At 69.2% G+C, this 24595-nt stretch carries 17 protein-coding genes; 9 read left to right on the top strand and 8 right to left on the bottom strand.

Annotated elements, in window-relative coordinates:
* The first annotated feature begins 24 nt into the window (after positions 1 to 24).
* On the top strand, positions 25 to 2625 hold the full coding sequence (locus tag IPV09_RS03080) for an ABC transporter permease (protein ID WP_207473605.1): 2601 nt from the start codon (positions 25 to 27) through the stop codon (positions 2623 to 2625).
* Positions 2626 to 2689: 64 nt separating this feature from the next.
* On the opposite strand, the gene IPV09_RS03075 is transcribed toward IPV09_RS03080, so the two are convergent.
* Both IPV09_RS03075 and IPV09_RS03070 read right to left on the bottom strand, forming a co-directional pair.
* A complete protein-coding gene (locus IPV09_RS03075; protein ID WP_207473604.1) occupies positions 2690 to 4633 on the bottom strand; it encodes an ABC transporter ATP-binding protein in 1944 nt (647 codons plus the stop codon).
* Complete coding sequence (locus IPV09_RS03070; RefSeq protein WP_207473603.1) at positions 4630 to 6537, bottom strand: ABC transporter ATP-binding protein; 1908 nt, start codon at positions 6535 to 6537, stop codon at positions 4630 to 4632. Before IPV09_RS03070 ends, IPV09_RS03075 begins: the two co-directional genes overlap by 4 nt.
* Positions 6538 to 7009: 472 nt before the next feature.
* Here IPV09_RS03070 and IPV09_RS03065 point away from each other — a divergent pair, with 472 nt between their 5' ends.
* Positions 7010 to 7591, top strand: coding sequence for a WhiB family transcriptional regulator (locus IPV09_RS03065; RefSeq protein WP_207473602.1), 582 nt, complete (start codon positions 7010 to 7012; stop codon positions 7589 to 7591).
* A gap of 23 nt (positions 7592 to 7614) precedes the next feature.
* Positions 7615 to 8406 (top strand): HAD family hydrolase, encoded by a 792-nt coding sequence (locus IPV09_RS03060; RefSeq protein WP_207473601.1) that lies wholly within the window; start codon positions 7615 to 7617, stop codon positions 8404 to 8406.
* A 33-nt stretch (positions 8407 to 8439) separates the two neighbouring features.
* Here the strand turns inward: IPV09_RS03060 and serS are convergent, their stop codons facing one another.
* Positions 8440 to 9714: a serine--tRNA ligase gene (gene serS, locus IPV09_RS03055; RefSeq protein ID WP_207473600.1), complete on the bottom strand. Its 1275-nt coding sequence runs from the start codon at positions 9712 to 9714 to the stop codon at positions 8440 to 8442.
* 69 nt (positions 9715 to 9783) lie between these two features.
* Between serS and IPV09_RS03050 the strand changes: the two genes are divergently transcribed.
* Positions 9784 to 11391, top strand: a complete 1608-nt coding sequence (locus IPV09_RS03050; RefSeq protein WP_207473599.1) for a diacylglycerol kinase family protein — start codon at positions 9784 to 9786, stop codon at positions 11389 to 11391.
* Positions 11392 to 11394: 3 nt separating this feature from the next.
* Here IPV09_RS03050 and pheA read toward each other — a convergent pair whose 3' ends face one another.
* A complete protein-coding gene (pheA, locus tag IPV09_RS03045) occupies positions 11395 to 12294 on the bottom strand; it encodes a prephenate dehydratase (RefSeq protein ID WP_370590196.1) in 900 nt (299 codons plus the stop codon).
* 31 nt (positions 12295 to 12325) lie between these two features.
* On the bottom strand, positions 12326 to 13162 hold the full coding sequence (locus IPV09_RS03040; RefSeq protein ID WP_207473598.1) for a DUF2510 domain-containing protein: 837 nt from the start codon (positions 13160 to 13162) through the stop codon (positions 12326 to 12328).
* A gap of 105 nt (positions 13163 to 13267) precedes the next feature.
* Here IPV09_RS03040 and IPV09_RS03035 point away from each other — a divergent pair, with 105 nt between their 5' ends.
* Positions 13268 to 14581 (top strand): S8 family serine peptidase, encoded by a 1314-nt coding sequence (locus IPV09_RS03035; RefSeq protein ID WP_207473597.1) that lies wholly within the window; start codon positions 13268 to 13270, stop codon positions 14579 to 14581.
* 15 nt (positions 14582 to 14596) lie between these two features.
* Here IPV09_RS03035 and eccCa read toward each other — a convergent pair whose 3' ends face one another.
* Positions 14597 to 18664: a type VII secretion protein EccCa gene (eccCa, locus tag IPV09_RS03030; RefSeq protein WP_207473596.1), complete on the bottom strand. Its 4068-nt coding sequence runs from the start codon at positions 18662 to 18664 to the stop codon at positions 14597 to 14599.
* A 135-nt stretch (positions 18665 to 18799) separates the two neighbouring features.
* On the opposite strand from eccCa, the gene eccD reads away from it, so the two are divergent.
* On the top strand, positions 18800 to 20230 hold the full coding sequence (eccD, locus tag IPV09_RS03025; protein WP_207473595.1) for a type VII secretion integral membrane protein EccD: 1431 nt from the start codon (positions 18800 to 18802) through the stop codon (positions 20228 to 20230).
* Positions 20231 to 20253: 23 nt separating this feature from the next.
* Here the strand turns inward: eccD and IPV09_RS03020 are convergent, their stop codons facing one another.
* Both IPV09_RS03020 and eccE read right to left on the bottom strand, forming a co-directional pair.
* On the bottom strand, positions 20254 to 20931 hold the full coding sequence (locus tag IPV09_RS03020; RefSeq protein ID WP_207473594.1) for a hypothetical protein: 678 nt from the start codon (positions 20929 to 20931) through the stop codon (positions 20254 to 20256).
* Positions 20928 to 22103: a type VII secretion protein EccE gene (gene eccE, locus IPV09_RS03015; RefSeq protein ID WP_207473592.1), complete on the bottom strand. Its 1176-nt coding sequence runs from the start codon at positions 22101 to 22103 to the stop codon at positions 20928 to 20930. Before eccE ends, IPV09_RS03020 begins: the two co-directional genes overlap by 4 nt.
* Before the next feature lie 264 nt (positions 22104 to 22367).
* Between eccE and eccB the strand changes: the two genes are divergently transcribed.
* The 3 genes from eccB (at position 22368) to IPV09_RS03000 (ending at position 24560) form a co-directional block, all read left to right on the top strand.
* A complete protein-coding gene (gene eccB, locus IPV09_RS03010) occupies positions 22368 to 23744 on the top strand; it encodes a type VII secretion protein EccB (protein ID WP_207473591.1) in 1377 nt (458 codons plus the stop codon).
* A 182-nt stretch (positions 23745 to 23926) separates the two neighbouring features.
* Positions 23927 to 24235, top strand: coding sequence for a WXG100 family type VII secretion target (locus IPV09_RS03005; protein ID WP_207473589.1), 309 nt, complete (start codon positions 23927 to 23929; stop codon positions 24233 to 24235).
* Positions 24236 to 24269: 34 nt separating this feature from the next.
* Entirely contained in the window at positions 24270 to 24560 is a 291-nt protein-coding gene (locus IPV09_RS03000; RefSeq protein ID WP_207473587.1) for a WXG100 family type VII secretion target, read from the top strand.
* The last annotated feature ends 35 nt before the right edge of the window (positions 24561 to 24595 follow it).

Below are 24595 nucleotides of genomic sequence, written 5' to 3'. Positions count from 1 at the left end.
GTGCCGTGATGGTGGGTGCCTGAGATGTGGAAGGCAACGTTCACCTCGTTGTGGAGTCGCAAACTGCGGCTCGCCATGTCCGCCCTGGCCATCGTGCTGGGGGTCTCCTTCGTGTCCGGTTCCTTCGTCTTCTCCGACATGATCATGGGGTCGTTCAAGGGGATCCTGTCCTCCACCATCTCGGACGTGGACGTCTCCAAGGACCCCAGCGCCTCGCTCGAGGACGGCTCGCCCACGAGCAGCAAGATCGACCAGTCCGTGGTCGACAGGATCCAGCAGGTGCCGGGTGTCACCCACACCCAGGGCGTGATCTACGGACCCGGCGTCATCGTCATCGCCGACACGGGCAAGGCGTTGGTCAGCATCGGCCCCCCGCAGCTGGGATTCAACTGGGGCACCCTGCCGGCACTGGGCGGCAAGACCGGCGCCACCCTGCTCAGCGGCCACGAACCGCAGACCGATGACCAGGTCGTCGTTGATCCCGACACCCTGCGCAAGTCGGGGTACGACCTCGGCGACACCATCAAGGTGATCACCCCCACGAAGGGCACCATTGAGGTGACGGTCGTGGGTACCGGCTCCTTCGGCACCGGCTCCACCGCCGGCGCGAGCTACTTGTTCTTCACTGATGCACGTGCGCAAGACATCTTCCTGGCCGGCGCTGACACGTTCACCGGCGTCTGGGTGGTCACCGAGAAGGATGCCGATCGCGCCGCAGTCGCCGAACGCATCCAACCGCTGCTGCCCCAGGGCTACCTGGCTCGGGACGGCCAGGCCTACGCCGACGAGCAGGAGAGTTCGGTCGCCTCGGCCATGGGGTTCATCGACACCTTTCTGCTCGTCTTCGCCGGCATCGCGCTGCTGGTGGCGAGCTTCCTGATCATCAACACCTTCACCATCCTGGTGGCCCAACGTTCCAAGGAACTCGCCCTGTTCCGCGCCATGGGCGCCAGCAAGGCCCAGATCATGGGAACCGTCCTGGCTGAGGCGCTGGTCCTCGGTGTCGTCGGCTCGGGGGTCGGCCTGTTCGCCGGCGTGGGTCTCGCCTATGTCATCAAGCAGGGCCTGAAGACCGTCTGGGACATCGGACCGGTCCAGGCGGGGCTGAGCCCGACCGCGATCGTGGCGGCACTCACCACGGGCATCGTGGTGACGCTGCTCGCCTCCCTGGTTCCTGCCCGACGCGCCACCCGGATCGCTCCGGTCGAGGCCATGTCGACGGCCCAGACCGAGCCCGAGAGAGGTCTCGGCGCCCGCGCCATCATCGGGGTCGCCCTGGCCGCGGTCGGCGGCGTCCTGATCGCCCTGGGACTGTGGGGTCCTGTCCCGCAGCCGATGGCCTGGGCCGGTGGCGGCATGGCCGCGGCCATGGTGGGTGTCGCCATCGCCTCCCCGCTGCTGGGACGCCCCGTGGTGTGGCTGGTGGGCAGGATCTACCGCGTCCTCTTCGGCGAGGTCGGCAAGCTCGCCGAGCTGAACTCCCTTCGCCAGCCCCGACGCACCGCCGCCACGGCATCGGCCCTGATGATCGGCCTCACCCTGGTCTCGATGATCGCCATCTTCGGCCAGTCGGCCAACCGCTCGGTGGTCGACCAGGTGCAGAACACAGTCCGCGGTGACTACATGATCGGCCAGCAGGGCTTCCTGCAGTTCCCCGCCCAGGTCGGCGACAAGGTGTCCTCGGTCGAGGCGGTGCAGAGTGTCCACCGCCTCAAGACGGGCGTCTTCCTGGAGGTTCCCGAGGGACGGACGACTCCGCCGGAGGAGCAACTCAAGGACGTCAGCGGGCGCTATCTGACTGTGGTCGGTGGCATGGAGCCCAGTTCCTTCGACAAGGTTGTCTCCCAGCGCATGGTCAAGGGACGCAACGTGGCCGGACCGAACGAAATGATCATCGAGGAGTCGGTCGTCAAGGACCGCGGCTGGGACATCGGCTCGACCCAGACCTACTTCTCCCCCGAGGCGCAGCGTTCGGTGACCTTCACGGTGGTCGGCATCTACTCCAAGGGGACCGGGACCAATCTGTTCGACACCTGGGTCTCGACCGACACCCTGCAGTCCATGGGCCTGGCCTCCAGCGACGTGTACCTGGCCATCTACCTCAAGCCCGGGGTGGACAAGGCCGCCGCCCGGGCCGCCCTCGACCAGGCGGTGGCCGACATGCCGCTGGTAGCGGTGATGGACGTGGCTGAGTACACCGACCAGATGTTGCAGAGCCTGGCGCAGACCATGGCGCTGTTGTACGGCCTGCTGGCGTTGAGCATCGTGATCGCGGTCCTCGGCATCGTCAACACACTGGGTCTCAGCATCGTGGAGCGCACCCGTGAGATAGGTCTGCTGCGGGCCATCGCGCTGACCCGCGCCCAGGTGCGGCGGATGATCTCGTTGGAGTCGGTGGTCATCGCATTGCTCGGCGCCGTGGTCGGCGTCGGCCTGGGCACCGTCTTCGGGGTCGTGCTGCAGAAGGTGCTGCCCGAGGACCAGGGCATCCACCTGCTCAGCATCCCCTGGGACCAGCTGGCCTACTTCCTGGTCGCCGCCGGTGTCGTGGGAGTGCTGGCAGCCGTGTGGCCGGCCCACCGCGCAGCCCAGACCGACGTGCTGGAGGCGATCGCCGCCGAGTGAGCAGCGCGTGGTGATGCCCCGACCGGGTGAATCCGTCACCGGTTGGGGCATCCCCACGTCCGGATCAGGTCGTCCAGGCCCTCCACAGGCTGGCGTACTCGCCGTCCTTGGCCATCAACTCGTCGTGGCTGCCGAGTTCGGCGATGCGTCCGTCGATGACCACCGCGATCCGGTCGGCGTCATGGGCGGTGTGCAGGCGGTGGGCGATGGCCACCACCGTGCGGCCGGTCAGCAGGGAGGACATCGACCCCTCGAGGTGTCGAGCAGTGCGGGGGTCGATCAGGCTGGTGGCCTCGTCCAGCACTAGGGTGTGGGGGTCGGCGATCACCAGCCGCGCCAGGGCCACCTGCTGGGCCTGGGCCGGGGACAGCTTGGTGTTGCCCGACCCGACCAGCGTGCCGATGCCCTGCGGCAGCCGCTCGACCCACTCGGCGGCATCCACGGCGCGCAGGGCGGTCATCACCTGCTCGTCGGTGGCGGTGTCCTCACGGGCCAGGATGATGTTGTCGCGAATGGACCCGACGAAGACGTGGTGCTCCTGGGTGACCAGGGCCACCTGGGTGCGCAGTTCGTCGACGGGCAGGCCCATCACGTCCACCCCACCGATCGAGACCTGACCGGTGCGCGGACCATTGATGCCGGCCAGCAGCCTGCCCAGGGTCGACTTGCCCGACCCGGACGGGCCCACGATCGCCAGCCGTTCACCGACGACCAGGTCGAGGTCGACGCCGTGCAGCACGTCATGGCCCTCGCGGTAGGCGAACCGCAGGTGGCGGCCAATGACGTGCGAGTCGGCGGGTTGGGCGGGGCTGGTGACCCGGTCGGGCTCGACGCTGTTGATGCCCAGCAGGCGGGCCGTCGAGGCCATGCCCGACTGCAGTCGGTCGATGCACTGCAGCAGCATGTCCATCGGGCCCACCAGCTGCTGGCAGTACAGCGCTGCCGTCGCCACCTGGCCCAGGCTCACCCAGCCGTTCTGGTAGCCAAGGGCACCCAGGATGACCACTGCCACCAGGGGGGCCTTCAGAGCGGTGTCGGTGCCGGTGAACAGCATGTTGCGCAGGGTCATGGTGTAGCGCTCGGCCTGACCCGACACCTCGGTGTCACCATCGGTGATGCGAACCCGCTGCGGTTGCAGGTTGAGCGCCTCGATGGTGCGGGTTGACTCGACCGACTCGGTGAGCGGGGTGTTCAGCGCGGAGTAGGAGCCGCCCTCGGTGATGTAGCCGGCCAGGGAACGTTTCAGGTACCAACTGGCCACGGCGGCGAACAACAGCAGCGCCACCAGGTTCGGCAGCGCCAGGAAGGGCGAGGTCACCATCAGCGCGACCAGGGTGATGGTCACCGTCGAGCCGCTGATCAGGAACTGCGGCAGGGCGAACTGCACCGACTCGGCCATGACCGAGACGTCGCGGGTGACCCGGGTGACCAGGTCGCCGGTGCTGGCCGATTCCACCCGGGACAGGGGCAGCCGCAGCACCGACCGGACGACCTGCTCGCGCGCCCGCGCCAACAGGTCATTGCCGTACAGGGTGGTGATGGTGCGGGCGGCGAAGCCCAGGGCCGTCTGGCCGACGACGATGATGACGCCCAGTCCGACGAGTCGGACCAGGTCGCCGGGCAGGGTGGGGTCACCAGCACCGGCCCGGTCAATGATCCAGCCCAGCAGCGCGGGCAGCAGCACCCCGGCCACGGCCGCCCCCACATTGGAACCCATCAGCGCGGTCAGCATCCCGGGACGGGTGGTGAACAGGTCCTTGACGAAGTCGAGCACGGCCTTGTTGTCGGCCACGGGCATGCCCCGCTCGGGGGCACGCGAGGCGCGGAAGAAGTCGCCGGCCCGGCGTTGGCGCAGCAGATAGCGCTCCCGCAGGTCCCGCAGCCGTCGGACGAGCCCGCCCTGGTGGGTCGGGAACAGGCCGTCGGGCAGGTCCTGACGCAACCCCGGGGTCTGGCTCCAGGTCTGCTCGGAGTTCTCGAAGACCTGTTGGGCGAAGATCTGGGTCATGCCAGCACCTCCTCGTCCAGGTCCACACCGCGCGCCACGATGCCGCGGTAGTCGGGGTTGCGCATCAGTTCCTCGTGCTTACCGGAGGCCACGGCCAGGCCGTCCTTCAGCAGGACGACCCGGTCGGCCTGGTGCAACCACAGCGGCGAGACCGTGGTCAGGATCGTGGTGCGACCGCGGCGGTAGTCCGGGACACGTTCGGCAATGCGTGCCTCGGTGTGGGCGTCGACGGCAGAGGTCGGTTCGACCAGCACCAGCACGTCCGGGTCGTGCAGCAGCGCCCGGGCCAGGACCAGCCGCTGGCGTTGACCACCCGACAGTCCGCGTCCACGCTCGTCGATGTGCCCCGACCAGCCACCGGGCACCGCGTCGTAGACGTCCTCGGCGCTGGCGACCCGCAGGGCCTGTTCGGCCTGCTCGCGGGTGGCCCTGCCGTGCGGGTCGACCAGGTTCTGCAGCGTTCCGGCGAAGACGGCGGCCTGCGCGTCGGAGACGACAATGTGCTCGCGCACCTGGGACATCGGCACCTGTGACAGGTCGACCCCACCGACGGTGACGCCCCACGTGCCGGCGGCGCGCTCCCGGTCGCGGGCCTGCTGGCGGATGCGCTCGTCGCGCAGTCGCCGGCGTTCCCGACGGGCGTCCTTGCGGTTCAGGTCAGTGTCGACGGCCAGCGCCACCTCGTCCTCGTCGGCGAGGTAGCGTCCGACCCGGTCGCACAGCGCCGAGGAGTGCTCAGGCATCGCCGAGACGACCACGGTGAGTTCGCCGGGCCTGGCCACGAACCCGGAGGCCTGGTCCTCGATGAGCGCCCCCAGCGGCAGGTCCACGGGGCGGGACGGCTCGGTCCAGGGCACCTCCTGGCGCAGCAGGCCCAGGGCCTTCTCGGCCGAGACCAGACCCTGGGTCCAGCGGTTGATGAACTGGAACAGCGTCTGCACCGGGCCGACCAGGAAGACGGCGTAGCCGAAGAAGCTGACCAATTGGCCCGGGGTGAGGTTGCCGGCCAGCACGTCGCGGGTGCCGAGCCAGGTGATGACGACCATGAGGCCACCGCTCATCAGGGTCGCCATGGCGTCGACCCCGGACTGCCACGGCGCGGCCCCGTCGGCCGAGCGGCGCACCAGTTGGGATTGGCGGGCGTAGTTGTCACCGAAGGTCCGCTCGCCGCCGATGCCGCGCAGGATGCGCAGGCCCGCGACGATGTCGGTGGCCATGCCGGTCAGGGTGGACGACCGGGAGCGCATCTGGGTGCGGGCCCGGCTCAGCGGACCGAGCAGCGGCCAGGAGGCCACCACCATCAGCGGGGTGGCGACCAGCACGATGAGTCCGAGCCGTGGTGACTCCTGGAGCACGACGATGGCGACCACAATGATGGCCAGCACGGCGGCGATGGCCCGGTTGGTCACCTCGGTCACGGCCCCGAAGATGTCCGAGTCGCCCATGGCCACCGACAGGACCTCACCGGTCGGAGTGCGCCGCGGCAGGTGGTGGCCCAGTTCCATCGACTTGCGGTTGACCAGCATCGTTGACCGGTTGAACACGGCCAGCCATTGCGACACCGCCGTGGTGTGCATCAGCGTTCCGGAGATCGAGGCGAAGGCGATGTTCAGTCCCAGGACGGCTGCCCAGCCCAGGGTCGTCCAGAGGCTCGCGGACGCGACCCCGGCGTCAATGGTGCGCCCCAGGAAGTACGGCGTCAGCCCGTTGGGGACGTACCAGCAGATGGCGAGCAGCGTGGTCACCGCGACCAACCCGCGCGAGCGCCACATCAACCACAGCATGAACCGAGGTGCCGAGCGCGTGTCGGGGGTTTCGGGGGTGGTCGGCAGGACCACCGGGAGCGGGCCCTCTTTGGTGGCGGGTAGTCCGTAGGCGTGGACGCGGGGCGGGAAGGTCTGCATGGCATCCGACAGCCTAGGGGCCGCGACTGGTGAGCGCACCTGAGTTCTGGGCGCCGCCTCCGGCGGAGGTGACCCGCTCGGCGGGTAGACAGGGACCGTCAGCCGGCGGGGGTCCCGAAAGCGCACACCACCCGCCGTTTGCCTACGGGGCGTAGTAGTCAATGAATGCTCAGTGTTCATGGATCCGTTTACCCAATGGTCACCTTGAGCGCCATTCCGCAAGGAATGCGTGAAGCTTCAACTTCTTGCTGGCCATGCTGAGTATGGATACTCAACTCCCGCGTGGTGGGTGCTCAACCAGATGCGCAGCAGGTACCCACCCAAGACGAGTAGTTACCCCCCTTTTGACCAATGCCGCAGCAAAGAGGCTCGTGGGAGCCTAGTTGCAGGCACGAATCAGGTGGAACCCGTAGGGGGCGCCCTGACGTCAGACCCCCGAAAGCACCTGCGGCAAGAGGATGGAATGAACCACATGAGCACCACGATCAATGCAGCACTGACCATTCCCGTCTGCGTCGAATACACCGACCTGTTCCAGAATCCGATGCTCGAGGACCAGCTCGCCCCCCGAAATGTTGATGAGCGCCGCCAGTTGATGATGATGCAGCGCAAGGCCGAGAACATCTGCCTCGACTGCCCGTTGATGACCCGATGCCTCTACACCGCCGTCGTCGAGCACGACGTCGCCGGATTCGTTGCCGGCACCACGCCTCGTCAGCGTGGCGAGATGCGCACCCTGCTGGGTGTTCGTCCCCAACCCGAGGACCTGGACACCCATGCCGGTGTCTCGGCACCCAACCGCCAGGTCGACCACCACGAGGTCGTCCGCTTGCGCAACGCCAACCCGTACGACTCCCTGGAGTCGATCGCCCAGCGACTGGGCTGCTCCCTGTCGACCGTCAAGCGTCACCTGCGCAAGGCCCGCAGCGCCGGCGACAATGCCGGCCCCGTCGCCCCGGATCAGGTGCCCCCGAGCCTGGAACAGGTGATGACGGCCTACCGCACCGTCACCACCCGCCGCCAGGGTCGCGGCCGTTCGGTGCAGGCCGCCTGAAAGGCAGTGGCAAGCTAGGACACATGACTGCTCCAGGTTGGCGACCACGTCTGGTCGCCCTCGACATTGACGGCACCCTTGTTGACGAGGCCAGCGTGATGCCTGGCCACATCAGGGATTCGGTGGCGTCAGTACTGGCAGCAGGTGCCCACGTGGTGCTGTCCACCGGACGAGGCTGGTACGGCACCAAGCCGATCTTCGACCTGCTCGAACTGCCGGCCGGTCCCTCGGTCTGCTCCAACGGCGCCGTCCTGGTGAACTACCCTCCCTTCGAGTTGACCGAGGTCGCCACCTTCGACCCGGCCCGGGTGATCCGCCACATCCACGAGCTCTCCCCCGAGGCGCGCATTGCCGTCGAGGTGGTCGGCACCGGTTTCCGGCTGAACCGGCTGTTCCCCGATGGGGACCTGACCGGCGAGATGATCATTGAGACCATCGACCAGTTGTGCGCCGAACCCGCCAGCCGCATCGTCATCCGTGACCCGGACGTGCCCAACGAGGAGTTCCTCACCCTGGCCGACCAGTTGGGCATGCACGGCGTCAGCTACGCGGTGGGGTGGTCGAACTGGCTCGACATCGCCCCCCAGGGCGTCAACAAGGCGCAGGGACTGGCCAAGGTGTGCGCGCAGTTGGGCGTCGACCAGTCCGACGTGCTCGCCATTGGCGATGGCTACAACGACGTCGAGATGCTCGCCTGGGCCGGGCGCGGCGTGGCGATGGGCAATGCCGTAGACGGCGTGAAGGTCTACGCCGACGCCGTCACCGGACACTTCCTCGACGGGGGCACCAGCGACGAGCTGCGCCGCTGGTTCTGAGCGTCCCGGCGCACCACCACCCCCGACGCCGGGTCAGACGACCGGGGTCAACGATTCCCGCCCGCCCAGGAAGGGCCGCAGCGCCTCAGGGATGCGTACGGAGCCGTCGGCCTGCTGGTGGTTCTCGAGCAGCATGATGATCATTCGGGTCATCGCGCACAGGGTGCCGTTCAGCGTGGCCACCGGACGTGTGCCGCCCTCGAAGCGGCCGCGGATGCCGAGGCGGCGGGCCTGGAAGTCAGTGCAGTTCGAGGTCGAGGTGATCTCGCGGTAGCGCTGCTGGGTGGGCAGCCAGCCGTAACAGTCGAACTTGCGGGCTGCCGACAGGCCCAGGTCGCCCGAGGCCACGTCCAGCACCTGGAACGGGATTTCCAGGGCGGTGATGAACTCCTTCTCCCAGTCGAGCAACTTCTGGTGCTCGGCCTCGGCCTGGGCCGGGTCGCAGTAGACGAACAGTTCCCACTTGTCGAACCAGTGCACCCGGAAGATGCCGCGGGTGTCCTTGCCGTAGGAACCGGCTTCGCGACGATAGGCGGGTGAGAACCCGGCGTAGCGCAGCGGCAGCTTGCCCACCTCGAGGATCTCGTCGGAGTGGTAGGCGGCCAGCGGCACCTCGGCGGTGCCGACCAGGTACAACTCGTCCTGCTCCAGGTGGTAGACGTCCTGGGCGGCCTGCCCCAGGAAGCCGGTGCCCTCCATTGCCGAGGCCTTGACCAGCGCCGGCGGGATCATCGGGATGAAGCCCCATTCCAGTGCCTTGGACAGCGCGAACTGGCTGAGCGCGAACTCGAGCAGGGCACCCTGACCAGTCAGGTAGTAGAAGCGCGACCCGGACACCTTGGCGCCACGGGCCATGTCGATGGCGCCCAGCGACTCGCCGAGTTCGAGGTGGTCCCTGGGCGTGAAGCCCTCGGCCTCGAAGTCCCGGGGGGTTCCGATGGTCTCCAGGATGGTGCCCTCGTCCTCGCCACCGGTGGGGACCTCGTCGATGACCAGGTTGCCCAGTTGCTTGTACACCTCGGCGTAGGCGGCCTCGGCGACCTCGACGAGCCCCTGGGTGCGCTTCACCTCGGCCGACAGTTCCTTGGTGCGGGCCAGCAGCGCCGCCTTCTCCTCACCGCTCGCCCTGGCGACGTCCTTGCCCAAGCTCTTCTGCTCGGCCCGCAACGACTCGAAGGCGGCGATGCTGCTGCGGCGCTCGGTGTCGGCAGCCAGCACCTGGTCGACCAGCGCCACCGACTCACCGCGTCGCTGCTGGGAGTCACGAACACGGTCGGGGTCGGTGCGCAGCACGGCGGGATCGATCATGCCCCAACTCTATCCAGCCCACTACGCTGACACGTAGCCAATATCGTCACGGACAGGGGGTGGTGCCACATGGCCACGACCCCGTCGTCGCCGCCGGTCGGGGCTGCTCGTCGACCGCGTCAGATCTCACGGTTCGCCGTCACCGCCCTGATCACCTCGATCGTCGCCTTCCTGGCCTGGTCGGGGCTGGTCTTCGGCACCCGACTGCTGGACGACTTCGACCGGGCCATGGCGCCGCCGCGGCTGGGCAGCACGGTCCTGGAGATCAGCCGGGCGCTGGCGGTCGTCACGCTGCCGGTGGTGGTGATGATCGCCTGTTGTTTCGGCAGTCAGTGGGCCCACCGGCGTCGCCTGCGCAACCTGGCGCTGGCGCTGGTGCTGGCCCCCGCCATGGCCTGGGCATTGAGCTGGGCGGTCAAGCTGTTCGTCGCCCGACCCCGACCGGCCCCGTGGTACGAGCCGTCCTTCACCCTGCGGGGGTTCAGCTACCCCAGTTCGGACGTCGCCGTCGCCACCGCCGCCGCCGTGATGGTGGTCGTCGTGGCCACCGTCACCAGGGCCAACTTTCGCACCGTCCGCTCGCTGCGTGTCTGGATGACGCTGGCGGTCGCGGTCATCATCGTCGACCGCTGGCTGGTCAGGGCGGCGTTCGCCAGCGACACCGTCGGCGCCGTGCTGCTGGGGCTGGCGGCCGCCTCCGCAGCGGGTGCCATCTCGGGGTTGGTGACCGAACCGGTGTGGTACTCAGCGCCCCCGGTGCGCGAGAACGTCGAGGCGGTCCGCACCGTGGCGGTCGTCTACAACCCCGCCAAGGTCGGCGACGAGCAGACCTTCCGTCGGCACGTCACCCACGAGGCGCGGGTGCGCGAATGGGGCGACCCGCACTGGCTGACCACCAGCGCCGCAGACCCCGGCTACGCCATGACCCGCGACGCGATCGCGTTGCGCCCCGACCTGGTGCTGGTGGCTGGCGGCGACGGCACCGTCCGGGTGGTCTGCTCGGAACTGGCGCACTCCGGCATCCCGTTGGGCATCATCCCCGCGGGTACCGCGAATTTGCTGGCCCGCAATCTGGGCATCGCACTGGACGAGTCCGATGCGCTGCGGATCGCCTTCGACGGCACCCCCACCCCGACCGACCTGGTCAAGGTCACCATCGACGGCGACCGCCGTCACGCCGAACACTTCGCGGTGATGGGCGGGCTCGGCATCGACGGGGTGGTGATGGCCGAGACCAACGCCCAGTTGAAGAGCGTCGTGAAGTCGGTGGCCTACTTCGTTGCGGTCGCCCAGAACATCAACACTGCCCCCGTGCAGGCCACCGTCACCCTGGACGGGCGCATGGTCAACGACAACCCGGCCACCCTGATGCTGGTCGGCAACGTCGGCGAGGTGCAGGCCGGGCTGGCCTTGTTCCCCCACGGCACCCCCTTCGACGGGGAACTCGACCTGATCGTCACCTCGCCGCGCGGATTTGGGCAGTGGTTCAAGTGGGGTCTGAAGGTGCTGAAGAAGCAGACTTCGCACAGCGTCACCGAGATGCAGGGACGCAGGGTCGAGATCTCGGTGGCCGAGCCGATGCCCTACCAGTTCGACGGCGACACCCTGGGCGAGGCGAGCACGTTCGAGGCCGAGGTCGTCCCCGGCGCGGTCACCGTGATGCTGCCGCGGAAGTGACCCCTACAGCGACTCCAACCAGGCGCGGGCCTTGCGGTAGTCATGGTCGCTGCTGCCCCTGACCGTCGTCGGCTCCACTTCGTCGGCGCGGGGATAGGAGCCCAGGAAGACCACGTCGCGGCAGGTCCGTCGCAGTCCCAACAGCGCCTCGGCGAGTCGCTCGTCGGTCAGGTGGCCCTCGGCGTCAATGGAGAAGCAGTAGGAGCCGAGCGTGGTCTTGGTGGGCCGGGACTCCAGCCGGGTCAGGTTGACGCCCCGGGTCGCGAACTGTTCCAGGATCGTCAGCAGGCTGCCGGGCCGGTCGAGGTAGGGAAAGACGACCAGGCTGGTCTTGTCCGCCCCGGTGCGTTCCGGTTGTGATCCGCGGCCGGCGACCAGCACGAAGCGGGTGACCGCCGCGTCATTGTCGGCGATGCCTCCGACGATCTCGTCCAGTCCGTACATCTGGCCGGCGACGTTGGCGCACACGGCCGCGTCGTGGGACGAGTCCGGGCGGGCGACCTCCTCCGCGGCGCCGGCGGTTGAACCACCCTCGGTGACGGTGGCGTGCGGCAGGTTCGCGGCCAGCCACAGCCGCACCTGGGCGGCGGCATGGGGGTGGGTCAGCACCCGGCGGACGTCCTCGAGGCGGGTGCCGGGCCGCCCGTAGAGACCGAACTGGATCGGCAGCAGCACCTCCCGGATGATCCGCAGCACGGGCTCGGAGCCGAGGTTGTCGAGGGTCGCCGAGACGCCACCCTCCACCGAGTTCTCGATCGGCACCAGGGCCGCGTCCACCTCGCCGGAACGCACCGCATTGAGCGTCGCCACCACCGAGGCGTAGGGCCGGTTCTCGTGGTCACCGAGGGTCAGCAGGGCCTGGTGGGTGAAGGTCCCCGCGGGACCGAAGTATCCGAGCAGCACCCGATCAGCCTAAGCCCTGCGCCACCGGTCCTCACGCGAAGCGGATGCCGAGCCGGGACGCCTCCAACTGGCGGTGCTGGTCCTCGCTCACCTTCTCGGTGGTGGCCGCGGCCCAGATCAGCCAGGACCAGTCGTCCAGCTGGACCACCAGGGCCCGCACCTCGGCGCGGTGCTGGACGTCGCCGTCGCGGTAGGTGATGGGGACGGTGGCCTGCCAGGAACGGTGACCGTCGAGGTCCCCCTCGGTGATCTCGGGCTGGCCCACCAACGGCTCGACGGCCCCGAAGACGGTGTAGGCCACCTGGGTGGCGGCCAGCCCGGCATTGGTGCCCCGGTACTGCGGATGCATCAGCCCGTCGGCGGCCAGACCCACCAGCAGCTGGGCTCCCGGGGCACCGGCCGGCACCTCGCTGCCCGGCAGATGGCTGACGTACTTGGTGGCGAACAGCCCGTCGCGGCCTCGATCGGCCTCGGCGCGGTCGAAGTCGCCCTCCGGCAGCGGGACGCTGAGGAACCCGTCCATCACCAGGATGCCGCTCTGGTACTGGAGCCGGCTCGGTGCCGGGGTGGTGGTGATCACCTCGGTGGGTTCGGTCGGCACCTGCGTCCGTGCCTCCCGCCGGTTCAGCACCATGCCGATGCCAGCGAGCAGCGCGAAGACCAGCACGGCCACCACTGTGGCCAGACCGCCCCAGCGCAGCAGCCGGTCCACGGTGGTCGGCACCGGGGTGACCCGCCGGTCGGGGGCCGGGGGCGGCGGGGCATCGCGCCGGGTGCTCACCCAACTGGTCCACCCGGCACCGTCCCACCACCGGAAGCGGTCAGCGACCGAGGGGTCGTCGTACCAGCCGTAGGGCTTGTCGGCCACGCCCACCCCCCATCCTCGTCGAGAGTCCGTCGTCGGGTCACAGGCTAATCGATGCGGGGGCAATCGACGCGGGGCCCTGGCACGGTGGCTGGGTAGAGTGCCCCTGTGCCCACGACCAGCCCCCGCCGCCCCCTGATCGGCGCGACGCTGCGCACCACGGCGGCACTCACCCTGGTGGGCTTGTCGGCACTGGTCGCGACCGTCCCCGTCGCCCGGGCCGCGGACCCGCTGGAGGTCTCGCTGTGCCGGACCTTCCAGCCGTCGGGCAACCAGGGCGCGCATGCCTGGCAGATGGACCGGCTGCGCCTCAAGGAGGCCTGGGCGCTGGCCACCGGCGAGGGAGTCACCGTGGCGGTGATCGACACGGGCACCAGCAACATCAACTCCGCCTACTTCAACGCCAATGACGTCACCAGCCTGAACATGATTCCGCTGGACGACCAGGACCGCAAGGATGGACTGGACTGCGGCCACGGCACCCAGGTCACCTCACTGATCGCCAGCACCTCGGGCATCGACGCCCGCACCAACTTCGGCGGGGTCGCCCCCGGCGCCAAGGTGATCGCCTACCGCGGACTGGCGGTACCACTGGACGACGAGGGCAAACAGCAGTCGGAGTCACCGGCCCCGACCGTGGCCGCCATCAACGAGGCCGTGGCCGCCCGGGTCGACGTCATCAACATCTCGCAGGTGATGGGCGTCAAGGACCCCGCCTACGAGGCCGCCATCAAGAAGGCCATCGACGCCGGCATCGTGGTCGTCGCGGCAGCGGGCAACACCGACAGCGGCCTGCACGGCCCCGCCTACCCGGCCTCGTACCCGGGGGTGATCTCGGTGGGCGCGACCAAGCCGGACGACACCCCCTCCGAAATCTCGTACTCGGCGGCCGGCATGCAGGTCACCATCGCCGCCCCCGGCCACCTGGTGACCGCGCTGGCCCCCTCGACCAAGCCCAAGGGCAGCGACGTGGCGTCCCTGGTCGCCAACCAGGCCTACACGAATGTGACCGGGACCTCGTTCGCGGCGCCCCTGGTCACCGGCGTGGTGGCCCTGCTGCTGGAGCGCGAACCCGACCTGACCCCGGCGCAGGTCAGGCAGCGGCTGGTCGAGACCGCTGACCGGCCGGTGGCGGCCCCGCCCGACCCGAAGGTCGGCTGGGGCGTGGTGAACCCGGTGCGGGCGCTGGTCGGGACGGCGGTGCCGACCACCTCGCATCCGAGTCCGACGACCTCCGCCCCGCCGGTGAGGACCGAACCGCCGCCGCCGGTGGACCCGGGACCGCGCCGGCTGACCTTGGCCATCGCCGCCGGCGCCACCGGCCTGGCCGCGCTGGGCCTGACCCTCAAGCTCGTCATCCCGGCGGCTGCCCGACGCGACTTCGCCCCGGCCGAGCAGCCCGACGACCAGGACGACGACTGAGCCGCTGGCGCGCCGCTAGCGCTGTTCCTGTTCGCCGGTGACGTCGGCGATCTGCACGAGCACCTTGCCGGCACGGGTCACCAGGGTGCCGCGGCCCGGGGGCAGCGGGCTGGGCTTCACGTCGGCCCACAGCACGCCCTCGTCGCGGGGGCCGCTCATGATCAGCGCCGGGTTCACGGCGTCCTTCATCCGGGTGACGATCTGGTCGGAGAAGACGGTGCGTCCGGCTCCGCCCATGCCGCGGGCCAGGATGATGTGCAGGCCAATGTCCTGGGCCTGGCTGACCAGGTCGGCGAAGGGCATCATCGGGTTGCCCAGGGAGGTGGCGACCAGTTCGTAGTCGTCAACGACCACGAACATGTCGGCGCCACTCCACCATGACCGGTCCCGCAGCTGCTGCTGGGTGACGTCGGGGCCGGGCAGTCGGGTGCGCACCGCGTCCGCCGCGTTCTTGAGCAGCTCGGTGCCGGCCTGGGAGGAGGCGGCGTAGCCGATCAGGTGCTCGCTCTCGATCTCGCCGAGCAGGTCGCGCCGGTAGTCGACCAGGATGATCTTGGCCTCCTTGGGGGTGTACCTGGCCGTGATGCCGCGCAGCAACACCCGCAGCAGGTTGGTCTTGCCCGATTCGGGAGCGCCGAAGATCATCAGGTGCGGCTCGGAGGTGGGGTCGAGCACGACCGGCGCCAGTTCCAGTTCGTCGATCGCCCACGGAATCTGGCGGTGGATCCCGTCGTGGACCACGGCGGGCAGGGTGGTGATGTCCAGGCTGTCGGGCAGCATCCGCACCGGGGCGGCCCGGGGACCCTGCCAGGCCCTGTTCATCTGCTCGATCATGTCTCGTTGGCCGGCGGCGACGTCATCGGCCGACTCGACGGAGTCGATGCGGGGCAGCCCCACCAGGGAGTGCAGGCCGTCATTGGTGATGCCCCGACCCGGCCGGCCGGCCGGGACGATGGCCTGCACCTTGCGATTGATCTCCGACTCGAAGGGGTCGCCCAGCTTGAGCTCCATGCGTGACTGCATCATGTCGCGGATGTTGGCGCGCATCTCCGACCACTTGTTCGCCGCGATCCAGACGTGGATGCCGAAGCCCAGACCAGTGGCGGCCAGGTTGGTGATGGTCTGCTCCTGGGCCTCGAACTCCTGCCGCAGGGTGTTCCAGCCGTCAATGACCAGGAACACGTCGGTGGGGAAGCGGTCGGCGGGAATGGTGCCGTCGCGGCGCCCGCGGCGGTAGGTGTTCATGGAGTCAATGCCCTGCTCGGCGAACAGCACCTCGCGGCTGGTGCGCAGGGTGTTCATCTCGGCGATGGTGCGGCGCACCCGGTCGACGTCCAGGCGCCCGCACACCGAACCCACGTGCGGCATCTCGCGCAGGGAGGTCAGGCCACCACCACCGAAGTCGAGCATGTAGAAGCCGACCTCCACCGGGGTGTGGGTCAGGGCCAGGCCGGTCACCGCTGCGCGCAGTGCCATTGACTTGCCGGCCTGCGGGCCGCCGACCACGGCCAGGTTGCCGCCCGACCCGGAGTAGTCGATCCACATCGGGTCGCGGCGCTGGTGTCGGGGGCGGTCGATGAGCGCCACCGGGCCGCGCAGTCGTCCATGCATGCGCTGGTCGGCCGAGGTGAGGCCCCTCGCCGGGATCTCGACCAGTCCGCCGCCCAGCAGTTGGTCCATGGTCGGCGGGTCGTCCAGGGGCGGCAGCCACACCTGGTGGGCGGGCCAGCCGTGCCCCTTCATCCGGTTCACGACCAGGGTGAGCAGGGTCTCCTCCTCCTCGTCCTCGGTCCCGGACGCCGCGGGCGTGACCGCGGCCGGCTCCAGGGCGGCCCGCGCCGGCGGGGCCTCGATCTCGGGACGCTGCACCGGCGGCACGTGCTGGGCGGCGAACTCCAGCACCGGCGGGTGCCAGGCGTCGGACTCGTGCAGGGCGCCGCCCAGGTCGTCGGCGACGGTGACCCCGCCACCGACGGTCGGCGACCCGTGCCAAGGTCCCGACACGTAGGCCGCCTTGAAGCGCACCATCGAGACGGTGTCGAACTTCAGGTAGCCGTTGCCGGGGCCGGGCGGCAGCTCATAGGCGTCTGGCACGCCGATGATGGTGCGCGACTCGGCCGGTGAGAAGGTGCGCAGCGCTATCCGGTAGGACAAGAAGGTGTCCAGGCCCTTGAGCTTGCCCTCCTCGAGCCGCTGCGAGGCCAGCAGCTGGTGCACCGCGATGGATCGTCCGACGCGACCGATCTGCAGGAACAGGTCGATGAACTCCGGTCGGGCGCTCAACAGCTCGGAGAACTCGTCGACGACGATGAACAGGTGCGGCATCGGGGGAATGTCGGCCCCGGCCTGGCGCGCGGCCTCGTAGTCCTCGCGGTTCTTGAAGTTCCCGGCGGCACGCAGCACCTCCATGCGACGGTCCAGCTCGCCGCCAATGGCGTCCTGCATCCGGTCGACCAGGCTCATCTCGCCCTCGAGGTTGGTGATCACCGCCGAGACGTGCGGCAGGTCGTCCAGCCCGAGGAAGGTGGCGCCGCCCTTGAAGTCGACCAGCACCAGGTTGAGCTGCTCGGTGGAATGGGTCATCGCCAGACCCAGCACCAGGGTGCGCAGGAACTCCGACTTGCCCGACCCGGTGGCGCCGATGCAGATGCCGTGGGGGCCCATGCCCCCCTGGGCGGCCTCCTTGAGGTCCAGTTCGACGGGACGCCCGTCCTCGGCGGTGCCGAACGGGATCCGCAGGTGCTGGCGCAGCGGCCGCAGTTTCCAGGCCTGGCGCACGTCGAGGGTGAGCGGGTCACCGACGCCGACCATCGCCGGGTAGTCCTTGGGCGGTTCGAAGACGACCTCGGGGGCGTCCTCCTCGTCCATGGTGGCGCTCACCGGCAGGCGGTAGGGGGACAACTGGCGGGCCAGCATCTCCAGGTAGACCAGCGGCGCCCCGTCGGGTCGTCCCAGCGAGGTGCGGGCAATGACGCCCTTGGGGGTGCGGCGGTGCAGGGTGACGGTCTCACCCTTGACCTCGAGGAAGGCGACCTTGTCCAGCATTCGGCGCGGAACCTGGGTCTCGCCGGTGACATGGATGCCGATGGCGTGGGCCGAGGGGGTGCCGTACTGGCTGGCCACCACGTCGTCGACCCCGTCGACGACGACCACGACCTGCGCAGGGTCGGAGTCGGGGTTGGCCTGGTTCATGGACAGGCCCTGCAGGTCGTCAGCAGAGGTCGCGAACAGCCGCACGGGGCCGGCACCGTCGCGCTCGTGGGGGTGCTGCAGGTGCGGCAGCCACTTCACCCACGACCACTGGTCCTGGACGCCGGGCGCGGCGCAGACCATCAGCCGGATGTCGGCGGGGGCGTGCCAGGTGACGGTCTGGGCGACCATCGAGTAGGCGAGCCTGCGGCAGGCCTCGACGTCCCCGACCAGGCGAATCTCGCGGAAGCCGTCCAGGTTCATCGCCAACGGCACCGACTGGACCAGTCGGTGGGTGCGGATGAACCGGCGCAGGGCCCCGGTGGTCAATGGCTCCAGGTCCTCCAACGGCTGGGACTCCGGTGGGGTGAGCCGTTTGGCGAACTGCTGGGGGCCGACGGCGACCCGGATGGAGGCGAAGTCCTCGTCGTCGCGGCGTCGTTCCCACATGCGCCTGTTGCCGATGATCGTCCACAACGTCTCGGGCGGTGGGTGGCGGAAGGCGACGGCGGCGCGCTGCTGGTCGGCGGCCTGGCGGACCTGGCGGCGGGTCTGGCCGAGGTAGCGGAAGTAGTCGCGTCGTCCGGCGTCGAGTTGCTGGGACTGGTCGTCGTTCTGGCGCCCGGTCTGGCTGAGCATCATGCCGAACATGGAGATGGCGTACATGCCGCCGACGATGCCGCCCAGGGGGCCGGCACCGCGCCCGCCACCGCCCATCATCATCACGCCCATGGCCAGCGCCCCGGCGACCATGGGCAGCATCCGCAGCAGGGTGCCGAACGGTTTGCTCGGCGTGGGCGGCGGAATCTCGGGTGGTGGTTCCAACAACAGATCACCGCGCGGCATGGGCGGTGGTGCCGCCCGCTTGGCCCGGTTGAACGTGAGTGAACCCATGCCCCATGCCCTCGGTGAGACGGTGCGGTGACCAGTCGCACCGCATCGCCCAACATAGTCGTTGACCGGGCCAGCCACGGCTGGCCCCATTGGCGCGGCGGGCTGGCCGACCCCGCAGCAAGTAGTGTGCTGCCCGTGAGCAGCGTGATGGACGAGGACCTGGCGCGGGTGACGATCATTTCCCCGAACCGTCGGGTCGACCTGGCGTTACCCGGTTCGGTGACCCTCGGTGAACTGATGCCGAGCATCGTGAAGTTCGCCGGCTTCGAGGCCAGCAACACCACTGACGCGGTCCACACCTGGGTGCTGCAGCGTTTCGGCGAGGATCCGCTTGATCCCACCGCCCGGGTCAACAAGCTGTCCATCAGCGACGGGGAGACCCTGCACCTGCGCCAGCGCGAGAATGCGCTGCCCGACGCCGCCTTCGACGACGTGATCGACGCGGTGGCCACCACCACCGCGCAGCGTCCGTCGTGGCTCCCCAAGCACTCCCAGCGGTTCGCGTTGGGGCTGGTGCTGGTGCTGATGGTGGGGTTGCCGCTGATGGTGATCACCCAACCCCTCGATCCGGACATGATGGCCACCCTGGGACGGCTGCTGGCACCGGTCGGTGACCACGTGCTGTGGGGGGCGATCGGCTGCGGCCTGCTCGCTTTCGCCGGCGCCATCGCCGCCATCTCGGTCTCCCGCGCGGTCGGTGAGTACCGGGTGGCCACCGCCCTGGCCTGGGGTTCGGTGGCCCTGTCGTTCCTGTCGGGCTACAACCTGCTGCCCGACGACGCCAGCGTGCCGCTGCGCCTGACCGTCGGTGCCGCCTTCGTGCTGGTCGTCGCCGCAGCGGTGGCGATCGCCGCCCAGGTCAGCGTGATGCCGCTGTTCACCGCGGCCATGACGGCGCTGCTGGTGCTGCTGGCCGGCTCGACCATGACGGTGCTGCCCGAGCACTTCGGGACCATCTGCCTGGTGGGCCTGTGCCTCCTGGTGGCCATCACCGCCCTTCTGCCGACCTGGAGCTACAAGCTGGCCCAGATCGCGCTGCCGGCGCTGCCCCCCGACGCCGAGACGATGCTGGCTGACGAGACACCGGTGCAGAACGACATCGTCTCGCGTGCCCTGCTGGCCGACCGGCTGCTCGCCAGCTTCCTGACGGCCACCAGCCTGGCCGCACTGTTCCTGGCCCTGCCGGTGCTGCTCACCCGCGAGCTGTGGGAACTGCTGCTGGTGGCCGTCATCGGCACCGCCCTGACGCTGCGCTCGAATGCCTTCGTGGGACTGCAACAACGTCTGGCCCTGATGGGCACCGGCACCGCCATGCTGCTGCTGGCCTTCGTCATTGGCATCAGCCGCTACCCCCTGCTGGTGCAGGTGGCTGCCGGTTTCGGGCTGTCAGTGGTGCTGATCCTGGCCCTGACGTTCTTTGCCACCGCCGTCTACAACAAGGTGCCGAGCCCCGTCTGGGGTCGGGTCGGGGACATCCTGGAGTGGCTCTCGATCATGGCGATCATCCCCCTGGTGCTCGCCGCCCTCGACATGTACGCCCGCTTCCGCGGCATGACCAGCGGCTGAGCAGCCCCACCGCCCGGATGGCCCTAGGTGAAGAGCAGCCGGTATTCCTGGGGCCCGGGCGGCATCGAGACCCGGGTCGTGCGGCGTGGCATCGCCAGCACCACGTCACTGGCACCCAGATTGCTGGCCTGGCGCAGCTGTGCCTGGCTCAGCACGTAGGCACGGCGGACGTTGTCCAGCCCCTTCGCGTCGACCTGCCCGAGCAGGGCCAGGTCGCAGTTGCGCAGCGAGTGCACCGCCGAGCCGGCCGAGACGTCCCCGATGACCGCGATCGCCTGCCAGGCGCCGACGGCCACCTGGGTCGACTCGTTGCCGTCGGCGTCGTCGACGACCAGGCTCGGACGATACGGGCGGCCCTGACCGGGCACCTTGTCGCCGCGGCTGAGCAGGTCAGCGGTCCCACCCACCCGCCGGATCGACTCGGCCAGTGACTTCCAGTTGCGGTGGTCGCTGGCGACGATGGTGATGTGCGCCCCCAGGCAGGCGGCGCGGAAGACCAGCAGCCAGGTGGCGTAGTCAGGGGCGGCCAGGAACATCCGGGTGCCCTGGGGGCGGAACAGCCGCAAGGAGACCTCGGCCCGGTTGGTGCGGCCCAGCACCACACCGCTGGGACCGGTCCGGACCACGGCGGACTTGCCGGTGGCCTCGACGGGCGGCAGCCGCCACTCGCTGCTGGTGCTGGTCGTCGTGGGACTGCTCATCGTTCAACCTGCTTCCCGAGGGGCACGGTGGCCAGCATCGCGGGCACCTGCGCGCCGCCGGCGAAGGAGAGCTTCACCGACGTCGGCAGGGCCGCGGCCAGGACGTCGGCGGCCGCGGTGGCCTGCTCGGCGGTGGGTGCGGCGAGCCGGACGGCACCGGTCGCCCGGGAGGCGGCGTCCAGGGTGAAGGACGTCACCGCGAACAGCACCGGCGCGTTGTTCAGCGCCTGCAACAACGCCTGGTAGCCGAGGGACTTGGTGGAGCCCCAACTGCGCACGTGGCGTCCGGTGTGGGACAGCCCGTCGCACTGCCAGGTCGTCCACTCCTCACTGGAGCGGTGTTCCCCGTGGTCGGGAGTCGAGCCGCTGGTCAGCGACAGGACGTCATAGATCTCCAGGGGGGTCAGCGCCCGGGTGACGATGCCCTGGCGCTTGAGGGCCGCCTGCACGCGGTGCATGCCGAAGCGCAGGGTGGCGTAGATGCCGTCGGTGGAGGCACCCCGGCGGGCCACGGCCTCCAGGCACAGGCGCGGGTCCAGTCGCACGCACAGCCAGGTCATCCGTACCGCGGGGGGCATGTCGGCCCCGGACACCTCGGTGTAGGCCGACGGCGCGGGCGATCCGTCCGGGAACAGGACCCCGACAGGGGCGGGCACGGTGTAGGTGACCACCTGCAGACCGGCGAAGACGATGTCATCCTGGCGGGTCAGTCCGGACAGGGCGTCCAGGTCGATCTTCTCCCCGGAGTCCGCGACCAGGACGTCGTCGGAGTTCAGCGCCAGCACCCCGGTCCAGCTGCGTCCGTCGGTGACCACGCCGACCTCGGCACCCTGCGCCGAGCGGGTCTGGTTGACGGTGAGGCCGGGCACCCACTGGGCCAGCGGCACCAGGTCGACGGGCATGTCGGCGGGTTCGTCGATCTGTTCGCCGCGGCGTCGCAGGTAGCCGAGCGCCGTGTCGGCCCAGCCGATCAGGCTGCGGCCCTTGACGGGGATGCCCACCAGCAGTGCCACCCCGGCGACCACCCCGGCGATGAGGTAGCCGTTGCGGGTGCTGGTCAGGGCGAACAGGACCGCGGCTGCGATCGCCAACTCCCAGCCCAATGACCGCATCCAGAAGCGGGTGGTGAGTCGCCGCGGCGTCCGTACTGCCAGTTGGGCCGCTCGTGCCATGGGTCCTCCTGGATGTTCGCCCGCGCTGCTCGCGCCTACTCTAGGGGCCGCGGGGGCGAACCGAGGGGCCTGCGGCACGTCGGTTCACGCCTGCCTGGTGAGGTCCTCGGCGTTGGCCGTGCCGGTGGACAGCAATTAGGGTGGCACAGGTCCGGCTCGGCATTCGTCCCGACGTGAACCCCCCGGGGAACAGAATGGGGATGACCTGAGTATCCGACCCCAGCAGGCACGCAGGTGTCGCCCAGGACCAGTGAAGGAGGCACGGTGGCGTCGCGCAAGGACCTGTTGAAGGCCCATTCGTTCACGACCCAACGACTGGTCTCGGCCCTGGTCACCCGCAACCCGGACGACCAGTCCCCGCCGCTGCGCCGGGTGGGCACCGCCACCTTTGTCTCGTTGCTGATCGGCGTGGTGTTGCTGGCCGGGTTCGCCGTCTTCGGGTTGATCCGCAAGCAGGTCACCACCGACCAGTGGCAGAAGACCGGGGTGGTCATCCATGACAGCGGTTCGGGTGAGTTGTTCGTCTGGGACGACGCCACCGACTCGCTGGTCCCGATGAACGATGTCGTCTCGGCGCGGCTGCAGGCCGGCAATGGCGCCGAGCCCGACATGGTGACCGTGAAGAGCGCCGACCTGCTCGGCATCAAGCAGCGGCCCCGTCAGGGCATCCCCCAGGCGCCCTACCAGTTGCCGCTGCCGGCCAACATCACGCCCTTTCCGCTGCGGGTCTGCGCCACCGAACCCAACCCCACCGGCGCCCGCTTCCTGACCGTCCAGATCGGCAACCGGGCTCCGGCCTCGACCAGTTCGGTCGACATCGCCGTCGAAACCCCCGACGGCCAGCAGTACATCGTGATGAACGGCACCAGCCACAAGCTGCTCAACCAGGGCACCGTCTCGCCGCTGATCGAGAACCTGCCGCTGTTCCGGGTGAACAATGCCTGGCTGGCCTCGCTGCCCTTCGGTCACCCCATCGAGCGACGCGAGATTCCCGGTGCCGGCGGCAAGCCCGTGCGCGGCAACTGGACGATCGGCACGCTGACCCGCATCGGGGCCCCCGATGACGCCGAGACTCGCTACTACGTGCAACTCAATGACGGGCTGGTGCGCCTGTCCTACCTCGACATGCGGCTGATGGTGGCCACCGGCACCCCCGAGGCCACGCCCATCTCCGAGTCCGACTACTCCCAGTTCGCCGACAACACCACCACCTTCGGCACCAGCGGACTGCCCTTCGGCCGTCCGCAGGGCCCGACCAACATCGGCAGCGTCGACCAGCTCTCGCTGTGCGCCAGTTACGTTGGCGGCGACCAGACCTGGCCGAACATCACCATTGGGGCCCCCACCCCCACCCGGCCGGCCACGCTGGTCAACCCGGTGGGCAACAAGGCCGACCTGATCGAGATGGACACCCTCAGCGGCGCGATCCTGCAGAACCAGACGTTGCGCGGGGAGCAGACGGCCACCTTCCTGGTCACCAACGGCAAGATCTACGGCATCCCCGACCAGGCCTCGCGGCTGGCGCTGGGCTACGGTCCAGACACCCCGGTGGGCCGGGTTCCCGAGGGGGTCCTGAACCTCTTCCCGACGGGGCTGCCGGCCGGGGTGGACCTCTCCAGGGCGTCGATCACCACCGTTTGACCCCGACTGGCGCACATCCTGCGGGCGTCCCGACGGCCGTCGTCCAGTCCGGCCGTGGCCCAGCCAAGTGACCCTGCCGCGCCCTACTGTTTTTTCCAGAACCATTGAGTTCCCTGCCAGCATCACAGGGGAGCAACCACAGTCGAGAAACCTCTCGGCCCCCCATCAGGAAAGGTAACGCCATGTCGGGACAGAGTCAGGTCAACCGCGCCTCTATGCAGACCGCCGCGGGCCAGGTCGAGGACGCCCACGGCAAGATCCACGCCCTCCAGAACGCCCTCTCCGGCGAGATCAACCAGCTGCGCACCGGCTGGAAGGGTCAGGCCTCCGACGCCTTCTACGGCGCCTACACCCAGTTCGACGGCGAGTTCGAAAAGGTCAAGAAGGGTCTTGACGACATCCACCAGAAGCTCGTCGGCTCACAGGTCAGCTACACGCAGACCGAAGAGGAACAGAAGGCTGCCACCAACCCCATCCTCGGCATGCTCTGAGCTGCTGACAACCACGAGACCTTAGGAGAACATCATGGGCGACTTCACTCTTGTCAACTCTGCGGCGATGCAGCAGGGCATCGGCAGCCTCAAGAAGGCTCACACCAACCTCAACGACACCCTGGACAGCCTCAAGGGTGACCTCAACCAGCACCTCTCGGAGTGGGATGGCGCCGCTCGCGCCGCCTACAGCGAGGTGCAGCGCCAGTGGGACCAGTCCGCTCTGAAGATGAGCGAGATCGTCAACAAGATGGGCGTGGTGATGACCTCGATCTCGGAGGGCTACGACGCCAACGAGAAGAGCATCCAGTCGCGCTGGAGCTGACGCTGCTCCCTGGTGACCCTGACGTGGCCCCGGTC

The sequence above is a fragment of the Tessaracoccus sp. SD287 genome (assembly GCF_017355265.1).
Lineage (GTDB): Bacteria > Actinomycetota > Actinomycetes > Propionibacteriales > Propionibacteriaceae > Aestuariimicrobium.
The sequence above is the reverse complement of the archived record's forward strand: the minus strand, read 5'-3'. Positions and strand labels throughout refer to the sequence as shown.

Bases quoted from the DNA above. Each gene is read 5' to 3' on its own strand.
- IPV09_RS03080 (WP_207473605.1), top strand. From the start codon at position 25: ATGTGGAAGGCAACGTTCACCTCGTTGTGGAGTCGCAAACTGCGGCTC.
- IPV09_RS03075 (WP_207473604.1), bottom strand. From the start codon at position 4,633: ATGACCCAGATCTTCGCCCAACAGGTCTTCGAGAACTCCGAGCAGACC.
- IPV09_RS03070 (WP_207473603.1), bottom strand. From the start codon at position 6,537: ATGCAGACCTTCCCGCCCCGCGTCCACGCCTACGGACTACCCGCCACC.
- IPV09_RS03065 (WP_207473602.1), top strand. From the start codon at position 7,010: ATGAGCACCACGATCAATGCAGCACTGACCATTCCCGTCTGCGTCGAA.
- IPV09_RS03060 (WP_207473601.1), top strand. From the start codon at position 7,615: ATGACTGCTCCAGGTTGGCGACCACGTCTGGTCGCCCTCGACATTGAC.
- serS (WP_207473600.1), bottom strand. From the start codon at position 9,714: ATGATCGATCCCGCCGTGCTGCGCACCGACCCCGACCGTGTTCGTGAC.
- IPV09_RS03050 (WP_207473599.1), top strand. From the start codon at position 9,784: ATGGCCACGACCCCGTCGTCGCCGCCGGTCGGGGCTGCTCGTCGACCG.
- eccCa (WP_207473596.1), bottom strand. From the start codon at position 18,664: ATGGGTTCACTCACGTTCAACCGGGCCAAGCGGGCGGCACCACCGCCC.
- IPV09_RS03020 (WP_207473594.1), bottom strand. From the start codon at position 20,931: ATGAGCAGTCCCACGACGACCAGCACCAGCAGCGAGTGGCGGCTGCCG.
- eccE (WP_207473592.1), bottom strand. From the start codon at position 22,103: ATGGCACGAGCGGCCCAACTGGCAGTACGGACGCCGCGGCGACTCACC.
- IPV09_RS03005 (WP_207473589.1), top strand. From the start codon at position 23,927: ATGTCGGGACAGAGTCAGGTCAACCGCGCCTCTATGCAGACCGCCGCG.
- IPV09_RS03000 (WP_207473587.1), top strand. From the start codon at position 24,270: ATGGGCGACTTCACTCTTGTCAACTCTGCGGCGATGCAGCAGGGCATC.